The sequence below is a fragment of the Methylobacillus caricis genome, from assembly GCF_020532705.1.
In the GTDB taxonomy this organism is placed as follows: domain Bacteria; phylum Pseudomonadota; class Gammaproteobacteria; order Burkholderiales; family Methylophilaceae; genus Methylobacillus; species Methylobacillus caricis.
Genome location: NZ_JAJAVD010000001.1, coordinates 528015 through 546089, shown reverse-complemented (window position 1 = coordinate 546089; position 18075 = coordinate 528015). Strand labels below are relative to the sequence as shown.

The window sequence follows — 18075 nt, the reverse complement described above, 5'->3', positions numbered from 1 at the left end:
TTTATTGCTTTTGCTGTTCCATCAAGTTGATGAAGCGGTCAAATAGATAGCTCATCTCATTCGGGCCGGGGCTGGCTTCAGGATGGCCCTGGAAGCTGAAGGCAGGTTTGTCGGTACGGGCAATCCCTTGCAGGCTGCCGTCAAACAGTGAAACGTGAGTAGTTTTGAGGTTGCCAGGCAAGCTATCAGGATCTACCGCAAAGCCATGATTCTGGCTGGTAATGAACACTCGCTTATCATCCACATCCTGCACTGGGTGGTTGGCGCCATGATGGCCGAACTTCATTTTCACAGTCTTGGCACCACTGGCAAGCGCCAGCAACTGGTGGCCAAGACAGATGCCAAACACGGGAATGCCTGTTTCCACCAAGGTATTGATCGCGCTGATCGCGTAATCACATGGTTCAGGATCACCGGGACCATTGGAGAGGAAAATACCATCGGGTTTCAAGGCCAATGCCTGTGCAGCAGTCGCTTCTGCCGGGAGAATAGTGACCTTGCAGCCCCGTTCTACCAACATACGCAGTATGTTGTGCTTGACACCATAATCAAACGCCACCACATTGAATGCCGATGAACCAGACTGCTCATAACCAGAGCCCAGCTTCCACTCTCCGGACTCGAAACTGCCAGCCTCCTTGCGGCTGACCACCTTTGCCAGATCCATGCCAGCCAGGCCGGGGAAGCCACGCGCAAGCTCGAGCGCACGAACCTCGTCCACATCACCAGCGACAATACAGCCCGCCTGCGCTCCTTTTTCACGCAGGATACGCGTCAACTTGCGTGTATCAATATCGGCAATGGCAACTACATTGTTCTCAGTGAGATACTCCGCCAGGCTTTTTTCACTACGCCAGTTGCTGTCAACCAGCGGCAGATCGCGAATCACCAGACCACTGGCATACACACGATCAGACTCGATATCCTCCACATTCACACCTACATTGCCGACATGCGGATAGGTCAGGGTGACGATTTGTTTGGTATATGAAGGGTCGGTCAGAATTTCCTGATAGCCGGTAATTGAGGTATTGAATACTACCTCGCCTACTGTCTGGCCCAAGGCACCAATTGAAATGCCCCTGAACACTGTCCCGTCTGCAAGCACAAGTACGGCTGGGGTTTGTGGCAATTCTAACTCCTTGTAACTGTTTGATATTCCGTGCCACTACAAGCACGGAAAGCGGATGTGCAAAGCGGGACGAGCAACCGCTCATCCCGCCTGAATGTATTTGTGAAATTATAGCCTAAAGCGCACCCGGCTTCAACGCGCACCCAAGAATTTTTGGCGGCCAGATCGAATTACACTACGCCAAACACCCGATATCAGGCAGAAAATCAGGCATGGCTTCTCAAACCCAGGACATCCTGCATGTCATAAAGTCCAGACTGCTTGCCATCCAGGAATTTTCCTGCACGCAACGCCCCCAAGGCAAAAGTGGCACGGCTGGATGCCTTGTGCGTAAGTTCCACACGCTCACCTATCCCGGCAAACAACACAGTGTGATCCCCCACCACATCTCCACCGCGTACAGTGGCGAAACCTATGGTGTTTGCATTCCGTTCACCAGTGACGCCTTCGCGGCCATACACCGCACACTCATCAAGATTGCGCCCCAATGCCGAAGCTGCCGCCTCACCCAAGCGCAAGGCAGTCCCTGATGGGGCATCCACCTTGTATCGATGATGGGCCTCTATGATCTCCACATCATAACCTTCCGCCAGCACCTTGGCCGCAGATTGCACCAGGTTGATCAGCAAGGTCACGCCCACGCTCATATTGGGCGCAAATACGATAGCCACATCTTTCGCTGCATTTTCTATCTGCTGTTTTTGTTCGGCGGTAAACCCTGTAGTGCCAATCACAAGCTTGACTCCCGCCTGACGGCAAGCAGCAACATATTCAAGACTGGGCTCCGGACGCGTAAAGTCAACCAGCACGTCCGCCCCTTGAATGGCAGACACTACGTCCGAAGTAACCTTGACACCACTGACACGGCCAAACTGCTCACCTGCATCACGCCCGATTTGCGGACTGTCGGCACGATCCAATGCCCCATGCAGCATCAGGCCTGCATCCCCGAACACCCCCTCAAGCAGGGCATGACCCATTCGACCGGAACAACCGGCAATCACTATCTTTTGCATTTCAGACTATATTCTTCAATGGGTTATCAATATCGAACCAAGCCGATCCTGGCTTAGCCCCCAAAAATAAACATTAAAAACCTATTTTTTCCAGCATGCGCTCGAAATAGCCAGGCTCATCTTCAGGCGGCAAGTCATCTTCATCCACCTCTTCGGCCGGAGCAGGTTTGGTAGGACTTGCACCAGACGCGGCAGGATCAACAGGTGCCGGATTGCTACGGCCAGCAGGCTTGGCTGCCGGAACAGCAGGACTTGGACTTGCCTCAGGGGAGATCAATTCCGGCACCACCTTGGTCGGCTCCTTCGCGTTATCCTTACTCAGGACTGTTGTCGGTTTCTCCGGTGCTGGTGCTGGCTTTTCAGCCGCCTCTTCTGCCTTTTTCTCGTCACTCTTCCAGAACATCAGAGCATCAAGCAAGCCACCCTTTTTCTCAGGCGCCTTAGGCTCAACAATAATAGGTGCTGCTGGGGGAGCCTCAACGGAAGTTTCGCCAGGTGCAGCAGGAATCACGTCGCCACGCACACTCTTCAGTGCATCGTTATCAAATTCCAGGATGACGCGGCGTTGCTCAATGATCTTCCCGCCTTTACGCATCTGGTAAAAATAATCCCAGCGATTCTTATGGAAACTATCCTGTATCAATGGCGTGCCCATAATAAACCTGACTTGGGACTTGGTCATGCCAGGACGCAATTGCAACATCATTTTCGATGTCACGACATTGCCTTGCTGGATGTCCATTCTGTAAGGTTTAAAAGAAGGCAGGGCTGAACTGCAGGCCGTGCATAACAGCACGGCTAAAAGGATTATATGACGCATCACACCATAGCTTTGGCAAGAAATGGCGTTAATATACCATGACACTCACCAGCCACTGAACAACTCCCCGTCACATAGCAAATAAAATATGTGTGATCCAGAAGAATTGAAAAATGCCGGCCTGAAAGCAATCTTGAAACATATCAAGGTGCTGGGCCTGCCTGGGGCAAGCAAGGACAGGCTCTTTCAGTTAAGGGTCTATAAGCTACTGCTGAGAACTGGCAAGAATGTAGACCCGGCTACTGCGTTTACACCGTTTGAACAAACAGACTTGCTGATTCGCCATCACTTTAAAAGCGGCAAGACCGTGTTTGGGCTCAACCAGGAGAATCGGAAACGCCAGAAGAAAACCCGACCGAACGCGGTTCGAGGTGCAAAACCATTCGCATACATAATACGATGTTTACAAAATCCGCCCTGCGCCCTTAAGGACTAGACTCATAGATACTTAAATCTGCCTGTCCTATCAAAGCCAATGGCAAACATTTGTGCAACAACCGCTAGTATGCCAATTATGCCGCACCAGCGGCCAGCATTTCGCTGGCATGTTGACGGGTGGTTTCAGTGATTTCAACGCCTCCCAGCATACGCGAGACTTCCTCGATCCGCTCTGCATCACCCAGCACTGTAATATGGCTCAGCGTCTGACCCTCAACCATACCCTTGCTTACCCGCAAGTGCTGCCTGCCTTGTGCGGCCACTTGTGGCAGGTGCGTAATCACCAACACTTGGCGCTGCACTCCCAGCGCCTTCAATAATTGGCCAACCACCTCGGCCACGCCGCCACCGATACCCACATCCACCTCATCAAAGATCATGGTCGGGATATCCCCTTGCTGGGCAGTGACTACTCGAATGGCCAGGCTGATCCGCGACAACTCCCCACCAGATGCCACCTTGGATAAAGACCGGGAAGCAACACCTGCATGGCCTGCCACCAGAAATTCAACCTGCTCATTACCATAGGCAGAGGGAGACTGTTCAAGCAATGCCACTTCAAACCTGCCACCACCCAGCGAGAGACGTTGCATTTCATGCGTGATGCCGACTCCCAGTTGAGCAGCAGCCCTTTTGCGGCCTGCGCTCAATTGCGCAGCCAAGTCATCGTAGTGTTTTCTGGCGCTTGCTTCTTCCTGCACAAGCTGCCCGTTATCAGTGGCTCCACCCAGCTCATCCATGCGGGCTTGCCAGCCAGCCAATAACCCTGAAAGCTCTTCAGGACGCACGCGATATTTTCGGGCAATCGCATGCAATGCATGGATGCGTGCCTCTACTTCAGCCAGGCGCTCAGGATCAAGGTCAGCCCGCTGAAGATATCGATTCAGGAAACGATCCGTCTCTTCAAGCTGGATCAGGGCGCTATCAAGCGTATCCAATGCTTCCTGCAAGCCACCATCATATTCCTTCAGCTCCTGTAGCTTATGGTGCACCCGGCTCAATTGCCTGACTGCAGCCAGCTCGCCTTCACTCAACAATTCCCGGCACTCTTCCCCACCCGCCAGTATGCTGGCGCCATGGGACAGCCTCAGATGCTCCTGCTGCAAGGGCTCCCACTCCTCCGCGGATGGTGCCAATTCGGCCAGCTCCCGTACCTGGTCACGCAATTCGGCCAATTCGTTAGCATAGGCCTCTGCATTCCGCTCAGCATCCACGCGTTTGCGATAAAGGATTTGCCAATCCTGATAGGCCTTCGCCACATCCAACGCAAGGCCACCCAAGCCCGCATATGAATCCAGCACCTGGCGCTGGTAAGCCGCCCTCAGCAAGGAGTGGTGGGCATGCTGACTATAGATATCTACCAGAAACTCGCCTATTTCCCGCAACTGCTGAACGGTTGCAGCAGATCCATTTACAAACGCACGTGAGCGGCCATCCGCATAAATCACCCGCCGCAACAACAATTGCGATTCATCCAGGCTAATTTCATTATCGTTCAGCCATGCCTGCAAGCCCGGCAACGCTGCAATATCAAACACCGCATTAATTTCAGCCTTTTCAGTGCCGGCACGAGTAATACCCCCTTCTCCACGAGCACCAAGCACCAGCGACAGAGCATCAATCAATATGGATTTACCAGCCCCGGTTTCTCCAGTAAGCACAGTGAATCCCGGCTTAAAGTCCAGCTCCAGCGAATCGACAATAACAAAGTCACGTATAGAAAGAGTTTGCAGCATAAATCATCAGCCCCAATGCAGCTTTTCGCGTAATACGTCGTAATGATTGTGCCCTGGTGGATGCAATAGGGTAATAGTGTTGTTTGCACGCCGCACATGAACCTTATCTCCAGGCTGCAAGGCCATCTTCATCTGGCCATCGAGATGCACGCTGGCATCTTCAGCATGCACGACATGAATCTCCACCTCGCTCGCACTATTGATCGCAATAGGCCGGTTGCTCAGCGTATGTGGACAAATTGGCACTAGCGCAATCGCATCCAGTGTCGGATGCAATATTGGCCCCCCTGCAGACAGGGAATAGGCTGTCGTGCCAGTAGGGGTTGCCACAATCAGGCCATCCGAGCGCTGCTTCTGGACAAAATGTTTGTCTATGTAAATCTCAAGCTCAATGAGGCGGGCTAAGCCATTCTTATTGACCACCACATCATTCAGCGCATATCCCTGACCTGTCATCTTGCCATCGCGCAAAATGGAAGCCTCCAGCAAAATGCGCTGCTCTGTCTGGAACTCACCTCCAAGAATCTGCGCCACGCTCTCCAGCATATGGTCCGAATTAATGTCTGTGAGAAAACCAAAACGGCCACGATTGACGCCGACCAGGGGAATTTGATAATCCACCAGCGCCCTGGCCACCGTCAACATGGTACCGTCGCCGCCCAGCACAATGGCAAGGTCGGCATAAGCCCCTATCGCGCTCAGCTTAAGGGTCGTGTATCCCTTGATTTCCGAATGCTCTGCCGTTTTTTCCTCTATGAAAATACCGACCTGCCGTTCGGCAAGGAATCTTGCCAGAGTCAATATCTGCTCCCGGGTTTCCGGGTTCATGTATTTGCCTATGAGGGCGACAGTCTGGAATACGCTTTTCATGGCTGGCATTAAATCATAGAAGGCTGGCACATAAAACCCTCAAACGAGACTCATATGGCATGCCACCATATTTGAAGGAATAAATCCTTCCATATATATTTTGATTGCGTGCATTTAGCGGCTATCGCATAATTTTTCCGGCCCAGCATCAATCGCTGGCGATATCGGTCACAATCATTGAATTCGAGCGCCCAACCCCAATATCATTACAACATGCTAGACAAACGCGCACAGGTATTGCTGAAAACCCTGATTGACCACTATATCAGTGATGGTCAGCCCGTAGGCTCACGCACGCTTTCCCTGGCATCAGGCCTGGACCTCAGCCCTGCAACCATACGCAACATCATGTCAGAGCTTGAGGATCACGGCTTTATCGCCAGCCCGCACACTTCCGCAGGACGCATCCCCACCCAGCGTGGCTATCGCTTGTTTGTCGACTCATTACTCACTGTGCAGCCTCTGCAGTCCCAGGAAATCCGGCGTCTCCAGAATGAGCTGTCCTCACCCGACCCCCAGGAGTTGATCAACGCTGCCGCTGAACTATTGTCAAACCTTACTAGGTTTGCCGGCTTGGTGATGATTCCCAAACGCCAAAGCATTGCCTTCCGCCATCTGGAGTTTTTACCTCTATCGGAAAAACGCATCCTGGTGATTATCGTCACTGCCGACGGTACGGTACAAAACCGTATCATCATGGCTGAAAAACCTTATACCTCCTCCGAGCTCACACAAGCCAGCAACTTCTTCAACCAGAACTATGCCGGCAGCACTTTTGAGCAGGTAAAGCAAAAACTGCATGAAGAACTGCAAGAAATGCAGTCCGACATGACACGCCTGATGGCGGCAGCACTGGAAGCCAGTAGCAAAACAGCCAACAATAGCAAGGAGGGCATGGTGATTGCAGGGGAGCGCAACTTGCTGGACGTGCACGACCTATCTACCAATGTCAGCTCCCTGCGCAAACTATTTGAAATTTTCGAGCGCCGCACATCACTCATGCAACTGCTCGACAACAGCCAGCGTGCCGAAGGTGTACAGATATTCATAGGGGGCGAGTCAGGCTACCTGCCCTTGGACGAGTGCAGCATGATTACGGCACCGTATGAAGCCAATGGCCAGACTGTGGGCACACTTGGCGTCATCGGCCCCACCCGGATGGCATATGAACGGGTGATCCCGATTGTCGATATCACGGCAAAACTTCTTTCCAATGCATTGTCCAATAGCTAGCCTAGCCATTCGCCAGGCTAATGCTGCTATCGTCACCATACCGGAGAACCGATGTCCTTTTACCTGAAAGAACCCACAATTCCGCAACAGGAGCCTGAGCGCACGGGTATTTTGGTCATGAATCTCGGAACCCCTGACGAGCCCACTGCCAGGGGCTTACGCCCCTATCTGAAGCAATTCCTCAGTGACCGTCGGGTAATTGAGATTCCGCGCCTGATCTGGTGGTTCATATTGAATTGCGTGATCCTGATACTCCGTCCAAGGCAGTCTGCGCACAAGTACGCACAGATATGGGACAACGAAGGCTCACCACTGATGGCGCACAGCAAAAGGCAGGCTAAGCTGCTGGAAGGCTACCTGACCGAACATATCGCGTCGCCCTATGCAGTAGAGCTTGGCATGAGATACGGCAACCCCTCGACAGCATCTGCCATTGCGGCGCTCAAGGCCAAGAACTGTAACCGGATTCTCCTGTTTCCGCTTTATCCGCAATATGCAGCCAGCAGCAGTGCTTCTGCCCTGGATGAGGCTATGCGCACCCTGATCCGCACGCGAAACATGCCAGAAATCCGTACCATACGTGACTACCATACCCATCCCGCCTACATAGCAGCCCTTGCTGAAAGCATACGCTTGCATTGGGTTGAATATGGAAAGCCGGATAAATTGCTGATGAGCTTCCATGGCGTGCCACGTCGTACACGCGATTTGGGCGATCCTTATTACTACCAATGCAAAACCACTGGCAAATTACTGGCCGAGGCGCTGCAATTAACAGAAGAGCAATACCTGATCTGCTTCCAATCCCGCTTTGGCGCTGCCGAATGGTTACAACCCTACTTCGCGCCTACGGTTGAGGAACTGGGCAAGCAAAAAACAAGACGTGTGGATGTAGTGTGTCCGGGGTTTTCCAGCGACTGCCTGGAAACGCTGGAGGAGATCGCCATGGAAGGAAAAACCCTTTTCCTTGAAGCCGGAGGTGGTGAATATCACTATATTCCTGCACTCAATGAACGTGATACCTGGATCAAGGCCATGTGCGAGATTGCGCTGGAAAATCTTCAGGGCTGGGTAACCACCAGGTAAAGATAAAGAAGCCCGGGCCGGAAAAGCCTGGCTTTTGTTATAATTCTGGATTAGCTAGAAACGGATTTCAAACATGATAGTTATTACCGGTGGCGCAGGCATGATAGGCAGCATGATTGCCTGGCATCTCAATACCGTGCAGCAACGCGACGACATCGTGATAGTTGACCGCCTGGCTCATCCCGATCAATGGCAGAACCTCTGTCACAGGCGCTATGCAAACTATCTGGACAAGGATGAGCTGTTCGACTGGCTACCCAAGACTGGCAAGATCGATGCCATCATCCATATGGGCGCCATCAGCGCCACCACCGAACGGGACTTCAACAAACTGGTACAGGACAATATTCGCTACAGCCAGATGCTATGGAGCTGGTGCGCGGAGCGTCAGATACCATTCTTGTACGCCAGCTCTGCCGCGACTTATGGCGGTGGCGAACTTGGCTATGAAGATGATGAGTCTGCTGTGGACCAATTGCGTCCCCTCAATGGCTATGGCTATTCCAAACAATTCTTTGACCAGTGGGCCTTGCGTCAGGCAGTAGAAGGAAACCCAACCCCGCCCCAGTGGTGCGGATTCAAGTTTTTCAACGTATACGGCCCCAATGAGTACCATAAAGAACGCATGGCGAGCGTTGCCTTCCACACATTCAACCAGTTCCGTGACAATGGCACGGTCAAGCTGTTCAAGAGCCATAAAGCAGGCTTTGAGGATGGCATGCAGCTGCGCGATTTTGTCTACGTCAAAGATGCAGCAGCCGTCATCGCCCATTTCCTGGAGCAATCACAGCACTCAGGCATATTCAACATAGGAACTGGACAGGCACGTGCTTTCAAGGATCTGGCTACAGCGGTCATGACCAGCATGGGCAAGGACCCCTCGATTGATTACATTGATATGCCGCAGGACTTGCTGGGCAAGTATCAGTACTTCACCGAAGCCAGCATGCAAAAGCTGCGAAACACTGGCTATACCCAGCCATTCCATAGCCTGGAAGAAGGGGTGCGTGACTACGTGCAGAATTACCTGATGCAAGTCGACCCCTATTGCTGAAATGATTAAATAAGGAATCGACATGAACCCTGTCGACACATTGAGACAAGCATTTTCCGAGCACCAGGCGGTAATTTCGGCACTGGAGCCTTTGCTGCCCACCATTGCCCAGGTAGCCCAGGAAATGCGCACCTGCCTGGCCCGTGGCGGCAAGATCCTGCTCATGGGCAATGGCGGTAGCGCAGCTGATAGCCAGCACATTGCCGCTGAAATCGTCGGCCGCTACAAGAAAGAGCGCCGAGGCCTGCCTGCCATTGCACTGACTACCGATACCTCGATTCTCACTTCTGTAGGCAACGATTATGGTTTTGACTTTATCTTCTCGCGTCAGGTAGAAGCTCTCTGTACTCCTGCTGACCTGGTCATCGGCTTCTCCACCTCAGGCAACAGCAAGAATGTCGTGCGTGCCATAGAAACTGCCCTTGAGATAGGCGCTGTGACCGTCAGCATGACTGGCGGCACTGGCGGCAAGCTGGCAGAACTCTGCAAATTCAACCTGGTCATGCCTTCCAGTGATACACCACGCATACAAGAAGCGCATATCCTGATCGGTCACAGCCTGTGCGACCTGGTCGAAGCAGACTAAATACCATGCGCGAACAATTGCTTGATACCGTACGTAATCGTTTTGGCCAGGACCAGCGATGGATACTGGTCGTGGGCGATCTGATGCTGGATCGTTACTTGTTTGGGGATGTGCAGCGCATTTCACCAGAGGCGCCAGTCCCTATCGTCCTGCTCAAACACCAGGATGAACGTGCCGGCGGAGCAGCCAATGTTGCTGCCAACCTTGCGCTGCTTGGCATCCAAACCTGTATTGCCGGCTGCATAGGCCAGGATACTGAAGCGAAAAACCTGCTGTCATTGATGGGCAAGGTCGGGATCAATACCGACCATATCTACCAAAGCAAGCTACGCCCCACCATTACCAAAACCCGTATTCTGGGCGGTCATCAGCAGATGATGCGACTGGACCAGGAAGATGCTGGTGCATTCAAGGCAGAAGAAAATACAGGCTTGCAATCCCTGGTGACACAAGCCCTGCAAGAAAAGCCTGCTGCCATCATTCTGTCCGACTACGCCAAAGGCGTACTCAGCACAGAGCTCTGCCAGTCCATCATCAGTCAGGCACAAGCATCTGGCATTCCAGTGCTGGTTGACCCTAAAGGCAAGGATTACAGCAAATACCAAGGTGCAACCGGGCTTACCCCGAACAAGCGTGAAACCGCCGAGGCCTGCGCAACCGATATCAATGACAACCCTACTCTGCTTGGTGCCGCAGCTCTCTTGCGCAGTACCCTGGGACTTGATTTCCTCGCAGTCACACGAGGCGAAGAAGGCATCAGCGTCATTGACGATCATGGCACCGCTCATTTCTCTGCCACTGCCCGTCAAGTCTATGATGTCTCAGGTGCAGGTGATACCGTCATCTCCACACTGACCGCCGGGCTAGCTCATGGCCTGAGCTTGCACGACTCGCTGGAGCTGGCAAACATCGCAGCCGGCATCGTCGTTGGTAAGGTAGGCACTGTCCCCATCACCCGGGCAGACCTGCTCAATGAGCTGCTGTCTCAGCAATCGGCTGCCCAGTCAGACAAGGTATGCGACAAGGAAGCCTTGCTGGCTCGGGTCCAATCCTGGCGCAACAATGGGAACCGCATTGTGTTCACCAACGGTTGCTTCGACCTGCTGCATGCCGGCCATGTAACCTACCTGGAGGCCGCCCGCAAGACCGGCGACAGACTAGTGCTGGGCTTGAATACCGATAGATCGGTAAGCGCGCTCAAGGGCCCTTCCCGCCCAGTGATTCATGAAGCCGACCGTGCCAGGGTGCTGGCTGCGCTGGAATCCGTGGATGCCGTAATCCTGTTCGATGAGGACACGCCGTTACAACTGATCAATGCAGTTCGCCCTGATGTCATCGTCAAGGGCAGCGATTACACCGAAGACCAGGTGGTAGGCGGCGCGGAGGTGAAATCCTGGGGCGGCAAGGTTGCGCTGATCGATGTGGTGCCAGGCCGCAGTACCAGCAACATCATCCAGAAACTAGCCTCCTGAGACATGGCACTGAATCCGGCTGAAAAAATCCTCGTCATGGGCCCTTCCTGGGTGGGCGACATGGTGTTGGCGCAAAGCTTGTTCAAGACCCTGAAAATCCGTAACCCTGATTGTGAAATTGACGTGGCAGCCCCGGCCTGGACCCTGCCATTGCTTGAACGCATGCCTGAAGTCAGCCATGGCATCGCCCTCCCTTTCAAGCACGGCCAACTGGCGCTGGGTGAGCGCATACTCTTTGGCAAAAGCCTGAAGTCGCACCATTACACCCAGTCCATCATGCTGACCAACTCCCTGAAATCTGCCGTACTGCCGGCAGCCTCGGGCATAGGCAGGCGCACCGGCTTTCTGGGCGAATATCGATATGGCCTGCTCAATGACATCCGACCACTCGATAAGCAACGGCTGCCACGGACTGTAGATCGCTTTGTTGCCCTGGGCCTGCCTGATGATGCTCCATTGCCCAACGACATCCCCAACCCCAGCCTGCAGGCAAATGCTGAAAACGCTGTATTGGCGCTACAGAAACTGGGACAGCAACTGCCACAACAACCCGTATTAGGCCTTTGCCCGGGTGCTGAGTATGGTGAAGCCAAACGTTGGCCAGCCGAGTACTATGCAGAAGTTGCCAGGGCCGCCCTGGAAAAAGGCTGGCAAGTATGGCTGTTCGGCTCTGAAAAGGACATTCCTGTCACCAGCCAGATCAACCAGCTCACCCATATGCAATGCATGGACCTGGGCGGCAAGACCAAACTGGGCGAAGCCATCGACATCATGTCTCTCTGTACCGCCGTCGTCAGCAATGACTCCGGCTTGATGCATGTAGCAGCCGCGCTGGACAAAAAACTGATCGCCATTTATGGATCATCCGACCCGCACCACACCCCGCCAATGAGCCCACAGGCTGTGGTGGAATATCTGGCACTGGAATGCAGTCCTTGTTTCCAACGGGTATGCCCGCTCGGGCATTTGAATTGCCTGAATAATATAAAGCCGGGCAAAATTATTCGCGAGTTACTGCCAATATGAGTTTGTTTCAAGCAATCATTCAACGTTTGAAAAAACAGCTTCCGTATTTTATTGATCCCTCCAAACCGGCAGAGCTGATTGTATTATGTCCCGCCAGAGCCAGGCCATGCGGCGGGGTCAAGGTGCTTTATCGACAGACTGAGCTACTCCATCAACTGTTAAGCCATGATTCAATCAGTGCAAAAATCATGCACCCGAAAAACCTGGCATTTAAATGTACATGGTTTAAACATAAGGCACCGATCAAGCACAATGCCGCAATGTCACCTCACGATATCGTGATTATTCCAGAAACCATGGTTAGCAAACATGCGCCCGTGTTGCATCGTCTGGGCATCCGTTATTGTATTTATGTGCAAAACGGCTATTTAATTTCAAACGGCAACCTCGCGGAACTGAATACATATTATGCCCATGCAACACTGATCATGGCAATTTCAGAGGATGCGGTAAACTGTATTAAAGCCATTTTTCCCAACCTGGATGCGCACAAGATTAGCCGTATTCACTATTCAATTGATACGCAGCAATTTAAACCGGGCCAGTCGAAAACCAATACCATTACGTATATGCCAAGAAAACTGGCCAAGCATGCCAAATTGGTAGAGGATTTTCTTAAAAACAGCCTGCCGTCGCATTGGCAACTGGTGCCCATTCAAAACAAATCAGAAGCAGACACTGCGGCACTGTTGGCTGCATCAAAAATATTTTTGTCTTTTTCCGAGTTTGAGGGTTGCCCGTTGCCGCCTGCCGAGGCTGCACTCTGTGGTAATTACGTGGTCGGCTATACTGGTGAAGGCGCCAGAGAATATTTTCATTTGCCAGCGTTCAGCGAGATTTCGATGGGCGACATCAAGCATTTTTGCAGCGAAATTCTGCGGCGTATACAGCAATGTGACAATTCGTCACACGATGCATCTGCCGATATTGGCTTTACAATCGACGCTGTAAGCAGCACTTATTCTGCACAGATGGAGCTGCATGATTTGAAGACAACCATTGGCAAACTGATGCCGGCCGCCACGATGTTGTGACCTATATGATTGATTAATAAATATTTTTAAGAACATCTTGCAGGGTAAACGCAGAGGTTTTGCGCAGTTCTCGTCTAAATGCAATGACCTCATTCAATTTCATCACGGCAAAGCTGAAACCACGCAGATTGGTATAATCCAACGTCAGTAACTCCCCGAGTAATTGCAAGATAGACGCCGGTAGCGCTTTGAACAGTAAGTCTGACAGACCCAGATGGGCCCACTCCAGAATATAGCGATTACGGCGGCGTATGGATTTCACATATTTGAATTTCACATTGGAACGGATAGCGCCTTTGCTCTGGTGCACAATATGCACACCAGGCTCGAAATAACTGGCCCATCCACGACGCCATGCGCGCAAGCCCAAATCATAATCTTCGCTGTAAAACGGTTTGAAAATCGGGTGGAATCCACCCAGCGCCAGAAACATGGATTTTCGTACCATGAACGAGCCGCCATGTGCATATGCCGTTGCCAGCTTGTCACCGGCCAAACGGCGTTGCAAGGCATTATCTAGCTGCCAACTAATCAGCTTGAGCGTACCGGCTTTAAACTTTCGCAAATTCCATGCATGGCGCTTGACCTCACCTTGCTCATCGTAAATTAACGGGTTCACCGAAAAGGCATGTGGGTCATCGAAATAAGCCACTAAAGGTGCAAAAATATCCGGTGCGACAGCCACATCGGAATTGAGCAAAAACAGCAACTCGGTATTAGCGGCATGGACACCGCTATGGATAGCCTCGGCAAACCCTTTATTGTGCGGATGAATCACGACATGTGCTTGCGGAAACTCCTGTTTGAGAACCTCAAGACTGTGATCAGCGGACCCATCATCGACCACAATTAAATTAGATGGTCCCGGGTAAGCCTGCATCGCTGACAGAACAGAAGGTAAATTCTTCCGAAGCAGTTCGGCACCATTAAAATTGGGGATGACGATAGTGACAGGTGGCTGCATATCAACGTTTTCCAATATTGCTCAGATAGACGGTCACGCCGGTGACCAGTGCCAGTATATTGAGATTAATGCTGACAAAGAAAGGCAAGGTAATGCTGACGCTGAAAAAGTCTATAGTCAGCACCATCAGGAGCAATAGATATACCCAGGCGTGCTGCTCGATATTTCGGCGCTGCAAATAAGCAGAAATAATCTGGAAGTACAAAAGCACCACGCCAAGTAATACCAGCATCAGACCAACAATGCCAAACTGATATAACAGTTCAAGTAAGATATTGTGCGGGCTATTGAAATCAATATGCTCGTGCATATGGTAGCGCGAGTATCCGGGAAAATCCTTTGCAAAACTTTCAACGCCATGCCCGAACGTCCACTGCAAATGGCTACTGTTATGTTGTTGCATTTGCCAGGCATCTTGCCAGATTATGACGCGCTCTTCGGTGTTGGCATGCAGGATCAGATCTTCCCAGCGCGATTTGAAATTGCCAATATTGGTCATAGCCAGTCCGACAAATATCACGCTACTACCCAGGAGTAATATCAGTGCAGTAGGACGGCGCAGACAAAAGGCCGTCATGAACACTGCCAATAACAGCGCAATCCACATGGGCCTTGATGAAGTATAGAGAAAGAGAGTTCCCAGCAAAAATGACGAAAATATCAGCAGAACTCGCTGTATCAACTCTGTATGCTTTAAAAGCAGATAGATGCTGATAACGAGAAAGATGGCACTATAAATCGCCAGATAATGCGGGTTTTTCGTCGTGCCATACGGACGCTCCAATATGTATACGGCGATACATTGAAAAATGGTATAGGCATATACCAATCCGGTTAAGGCAGGCATCAGTCTAGATTTTATTTTCGTATGATGAACAGAAAGTAACGCGATACCGACCATCAGACCAATTGCCAGCAACAAATGTCGTATAGGCTTTACAGTGAGAGAAAAATTCGCACTTGCCAACCACTCTGCCCCAATAAAAACTAAAAGCAGCAATACTCCCGGAACGATTCCGGTATTTATCGGAAGAATAGTTTGTCGACGACAAAATACACCAGCGATTAATACCAATATCAGATTGATATAGGCAAATATCCTATATCCCTCGCTAAATGTAAGTGCCTGAAAAAAAAGACACAGCATAATTACATAAAAGTGAGCCAATGGAAGGGATGATTTTATTTTATTCAACATAGCTTTTCTTGATTCGAGTAATCCTATGCGCTAACCCTAATATTTCAGCTGCAAGCACTTTCCCACATCGTGACACCTGCCTACCATTTACGCAAAAACTTTTGATCCAATTGTCTGCGCAGCATTCTACTACCCGAAGAAACTAGCGATTTTCCAATCGCCTAGCTTAATAATTACCGTGTTTTTAAAACTTCAAAATATGCAGAGGCTATTCGCAAACAATGCGGCATACTGGCGGGCACAATCCAGGAATGGTGGATAGTAACTGTGACAGATTTGTAAAACTTCCACGCGGAGCCCCTGGGATAATCTAACTGGAAAGAAACTTGAGTTTCGGCAACAGTAGCGCTTTGGTCTTGACTGACAACTTTGCATACGAAAAGTAGCTATCTGCAAATGCCTGGCGGCTTGCCAACGACAAAGTAGCCCAGTCTGCCGGCACCCTTTGCAAATGACGGAAGTTACGCGCCCTGTGCCAGGCAGTAAGGCTAAGGCTACGCACTTTCAAATCGGCAATATCTATCAGGCCTAACTTTCCCTCAGGGGTAAGTACCACATTGCCAAAATGCAGTGAGCGGAAATATATCCCATGCTCATGCAGCCTTGCGACAAACTTGCCAAACTCTCGCATCAAGGACTCATCGAGCAAACCACTTAGGCCGAGTTGCCTCAAGGTTCTGCCCGGCAGCGGCCTATAGAGCACAGCCGTGTCGGTGGACTCCTCAAAATGAAAAAGCTGAACCACCTCAACAGTGGGAATATTCAGTGCCTGCAACCGATCGGCATTGCGGCAGAAGTGACGCGCATAGGAGTAAATCTGGGCAAGACTGATAGTATGGCGCAAACGGAAAATCTTGAAGATGTTGCCGCTTTCCAATTGCAGCACCTTGATGCCACGGCCATCCTGTTCCAATACCTTGGCATTCTTGAGCATTTGCTCAAAATCTTCCCTGATGAGTAACTGGCTGTTGCGGATTTTCCAGCGCGGAACCAGCTTCATGCGCTCACCAATGCGTCTATGTTGCCGCGTACTGAAATGTGGTGTTGCTCGCAGTAGCTCTGCCACTCGGGAAAATCTGTCCAGTCCTGCAGAAAAACAAAATCAAGCCCGGCACGGGTAGAGGATTCATGATCATAGCGACTATCGCCTATGAACAGTGCGGGTTTGCGGATATTGCCATTGGCGAGTTCCCGGGCAAGGATCTCATCCTTATTGTCCGGGCTACCAAATATGCCGCCGTCGAACAGATGTTCCAAGCGACGCTGAGCAAAAATCCCATGCAATTCCTGCTGATCACCGCCGGAGATCACCAACCAGTTCGCATCAGGCGTTTGTTCTCGCAGTTTGTCCAGTCCCGGCGCAATCTCGCATGTTGCCAAGCGCTGTCGCACTTCGCGACCAAAGTCCTTGAGCAGGAACTCGACTTCGCTGTGGGATGAAGGTTTTTGCAGGATTTCCTTGAGAAAATAGTCGAACTTGACGAAACGAGAGATGCCTCCAAGCTTGATATGGTAATCCACCAGCGCCTGGGCATCCTTGTCACTAGCCCCGAAATTCTTGGCAGTGGCAAAATAGGCCTCGATCTTGAGATGGTTGGAGTTCAGTATGACCCCGTCACAATCAAACACCAGGGTGCGATATTGATTTAAATTTTTCAGCATGAAATAAACCTGACCAGCCGCATATTGCATCAAATCCAGGTTTGCAAGGCTGGCACGGAACCGTACCAGCCAAAAGCTTTTAAGCGGCCTTGATAGCGCTGGCTTCGCGCGCCAGCTTAGTGATATGTGCCCAGTCCTTGCGTGCTACAGCATCAGCAGGCGTCAACCAGGTGCCACCGCACACGACAACGTTAGGCAATGCCAGGAACTGAGGTGCAGACTCAACCGTTACACCGCCGGTGGGGCAGAACTTGACATCCCCAAATGGCCCGGCAAACCCCTTGAGCAGGTTGATGCCGCCCACAGCCACGGCCGGGAATAGCTTCAGGAAGTAGTAGTCATCGGCATTCGCTTGCATGATCTCACTGCCGGTGGAAACACCCGGCAGCAATGGCAGACCAATTTCACGCGCCGCACGGCCGATCTCACTTGTATAACCTGGACTAACGGCGAACTTGCAGCCGACATCTTTCACAGCCTGCGCATCCTTGATGCTGCGCACGGTACCCGCCCCGACAATCGCATCAGGCACAGCCTTGGCAATTGCTTCCATTGCCTGCAATGCCACTGGCGTACGCAAGGTCACTTCCAGCACCTTGATACCGCCTTCAAGCAATGCTTCGGCCATCGGCACGGCATCTTCCACCTTGTTGATGACAATGACCGGGATTACTGGGCCATGGTTAGCTAAATCTAATGTGCTCATTTGGTTTCCATTTTCATAGGGTTAAAGCGACATGTCATTTCA

At 51.5% G+C, this 18075-nt stretch carries 18 protein-coding genes; 8 read left to right on the top strand and 10 right to left on the bottom strand.

The window, feature by feature from the left end; translation table 11 throughout:
- Position 1: 1 nt before the first annotated feature.
- From carA to bamE, 3 genes are all read right to left on the bottom strand, one after another.
- Complete coding sequence (carA, locus tag LG200_RS02650; protein ID WP_226756049.1) at positions 2–1132, bottom strand: glutamine-hydrolyzing carbamoyl-phosphate synthase small subunit; 1131 nt, start codon at positions 1130–1132, stop codon at positions 2–4.
- A 206-nt stretch (positions 1133–1338) separates the two neighbouring features.
- The gene (gene dapB, locus LG200_RS02645) at positions 1339–2148 is read right to left on the bottom strand and encodes a 4-hydroxy-tetrahydrodipicolinate reductase (RefSeq protein WP_226756048.1); all 810 of its coding nucleotides are present in this window, start codon (positions 2146–2148) and stop codon (positions 1339–1341) included.
- Positions 2149–2221: 73 nt separating this feature from the next.
- Positions 2222–2866 (bottom strand): outer membrane protein assembly factor BamE, encoded by a 645-nt coding sequence (gene bamE, locus LG200_RS02640; protein WP_319004532.1) that lies wholly within the window; start codon positions 2864–2866, stop codon positions 2222–2224.
- A 190-nt stretch (positions 2867–3056) separates the two neighbouring features.
- Between bamE and LG200_RS02635 the strand changes: the two genes are divergently transcribed.
- On the top strand, positions 3057–3404 hold the full coding sequence (locus tag LG200_RS02635; protein WP_226756046.1) for a helix-turn-helix domain-containing protein: 348 nt from the start codon (positions 3057–3059) through the stop codon (positions 3402–3404).
- 76 nt (positions 3405–3480) lie between these two features.
- On the opposite strand, the gene recN is transcribed toward LG200_RS02635, so the two are convergent.
- Both recN and LG200_RS02625 read right to left on the bottom strand, forming a co-directional pair.
- Entirely contained in the window at positions 3481–5142 is a 1662-nt protein-coding gene (recN, locus tag LG200_RS02630) for a DNA repair protein RecN (RefSeq protein WP_226756045.1), read from the bottom strand.
- A gap of 6 nt (positions 5143–5148) precedes the next feature.
- Positions 5149–6012, bottom strand: coding sequence for an NAD kinase (locus LG200_RS02625; protein ID WP_226756044.1), 864 nt, complete (start codon positions 6010–6012; stop codon positions 5149–5151).
- Positions 6013–6225: 213 nt separating this feature from the next.
- On the opposite strand from LG200_RS02625, the gene hrcA reads away from it, so the two are divergent.
- The 7 genes from hrcA (at position 6226) to LG200_RS02590 (ending at position 13503) form a co-directional block, all read left to right on the top strand.
- Positions 6226–7245 (top strand): heat-inducible transcriptional repressor HrcA, encoded by a 1020-nt coding sequence (gene hrcA, locus LG200_RS02620; protein WP_226756043.1) that lies wholly within the window; start codon positions 6226–6228, stop codon positions 7243–7245.
- Between the two features lie 51 nt (positions 7246–7296).
- Entirely contained in the window at positions 7297–8331 is a 1035-nt protein-coding gene (hemH, locus tag LG200_RS02615) for a ferrochelatase (protein WP_226756042.1), read from the top strand.
- Between the two features lie 73 nt (positions 8332–8404).
- Positions 8405–9385 carry an ADP-glyceromanno-heptose 6-epimerase gene (gene rfaD, locus LG200_RS02610; protein ID WP_226756041.1) on the top strand — a complete coding sequence of 327 codons (981 nt, stop codon included), beginning with the start codon at positions 8405–8407 and terminating at the stop codon, positions 9383–9385.
- A gap of 22 nt (positions 9386–9407) precedes the next feature.
- On the top strand, positions 9408–9971 hold the full coding sequence (locus tag LG200_RS02605) for a D-sedoheptulose 7-phosphate isomerase (protein WP_226756040.1): 564 nt from the start codon (positions 9408–9410) through the stop codon (positions 9969–9971).
- Positions 9972–9976: 5 nt separating this feature from the next.
- Complete coding sequence (gene hldE, locus LG200_RS02600) at positions 9977–11443, top strand: bifunctional D-glycero-beta-D-manno-heptose-7-phosphate kinase/D-glycero-beta-D-manno-heptose 1-phosphate adenylyltransferase HldE (RefSeq protein ID WP_226756039.1); 1467 nt, start codon at positions 9977–9979, stop codon at positions 11441–11443.
- A gap of 3 nt (positions 11444–11446) precedes the next feature.
- A complete protein-coding gene (gene waaF, locus LG200_RS02595) occupies positions 11447–12469 on the top strand; it encodes a lipopolysaccharide heptosyltransferase II (RefSeq protein ID WP_226756038.1) in 1023 nt (340 codons plus the stop codon).
- Between the two features lie 2 nt (positions 12470–12471).
- A complete protein-coding gene (locus LG200_RS02590) occupies positions 12472–13503 on the top strand; it encodes a glycosyltransferase family protein (RefSeq protein WP_226756037.1) in 1032 nt (343 codons plus the stop codon).
- 13 nt (positions 13504–13516) lie between these two features.
- Here LG200_RS02590 and LG200_RS02585 read toward each other — a convergent pair whose 3' ends face one another.
- The 5 genes from LG200_RS02585 to eda all read right to left on the bottom strand — a co-directional run bounded on the left by LG200_RS02585 (position 13517) and on the right by eda (position 18033).
- A complete protein-coding gene (locus LG200_RS02585) occupies positions 13517–14467 on the bottom strand; it encodes a glycosyltransferase family 2 protein (RefSeq protein WP_226756036.1) in 951 nt (316 codons plus the stop codon).
- Between the two features lies 1 nt (position 14468).
- Complete coding sequence (locus tag LG200_RS02580) at positions 14469–15665, bottom strand: O-antigen ligase family protein (protein WP_226756035.1); 1197 nt, start codon at positions 15663–15665, stop codon at positions 14469–14471.
- A 310-nt stretch (positions 15666–15975) separates the two neighbouring features.
- Positions 15976–16665 carry a PhoP regulatory network YrbL family protein gene (locus LG200_RS02575; RefSeq protein WP_226756034.1) on the bottom strand — a complete coding sequence of 230 codons (690 nt, stop codon included), beginning with the start codon at positions 16663–16665 and terminating at the stop codon, positions 15976–15978.
- On the bottom strand, positions 16662–17327 hold the full coding sequence (locus LG200_RS02570; RefSeq protein ID WP_226756033.1) for an HAD family hydrolase: 666 nt from the start codon (positions 17325–17327) through the stop codon (positions 16662–16664). The genes LG200_RS02575 and LG200_RS02570 overlap by 4 nt, the downstream gene beginning before the upstream one ends.
- 79 nt (positions 17328–17406) lie before the next feature.
- On the bottom strand, positions 17407–18033 hold the full coding sequence (gene eda / locus LG200_RS02565; protein ID WP_226756032.1) for a bifunctional 4-hydroxy-2-oxoglutarate aldolase/2-dehydro-3-deoxy-phosphogluconate aldolase: 627 nt from the start codon (positions 18031–18033) through the stop codon (positions 17407–17409).
- Positions 18034–18075: the final 42 nt, after the last annotated feature.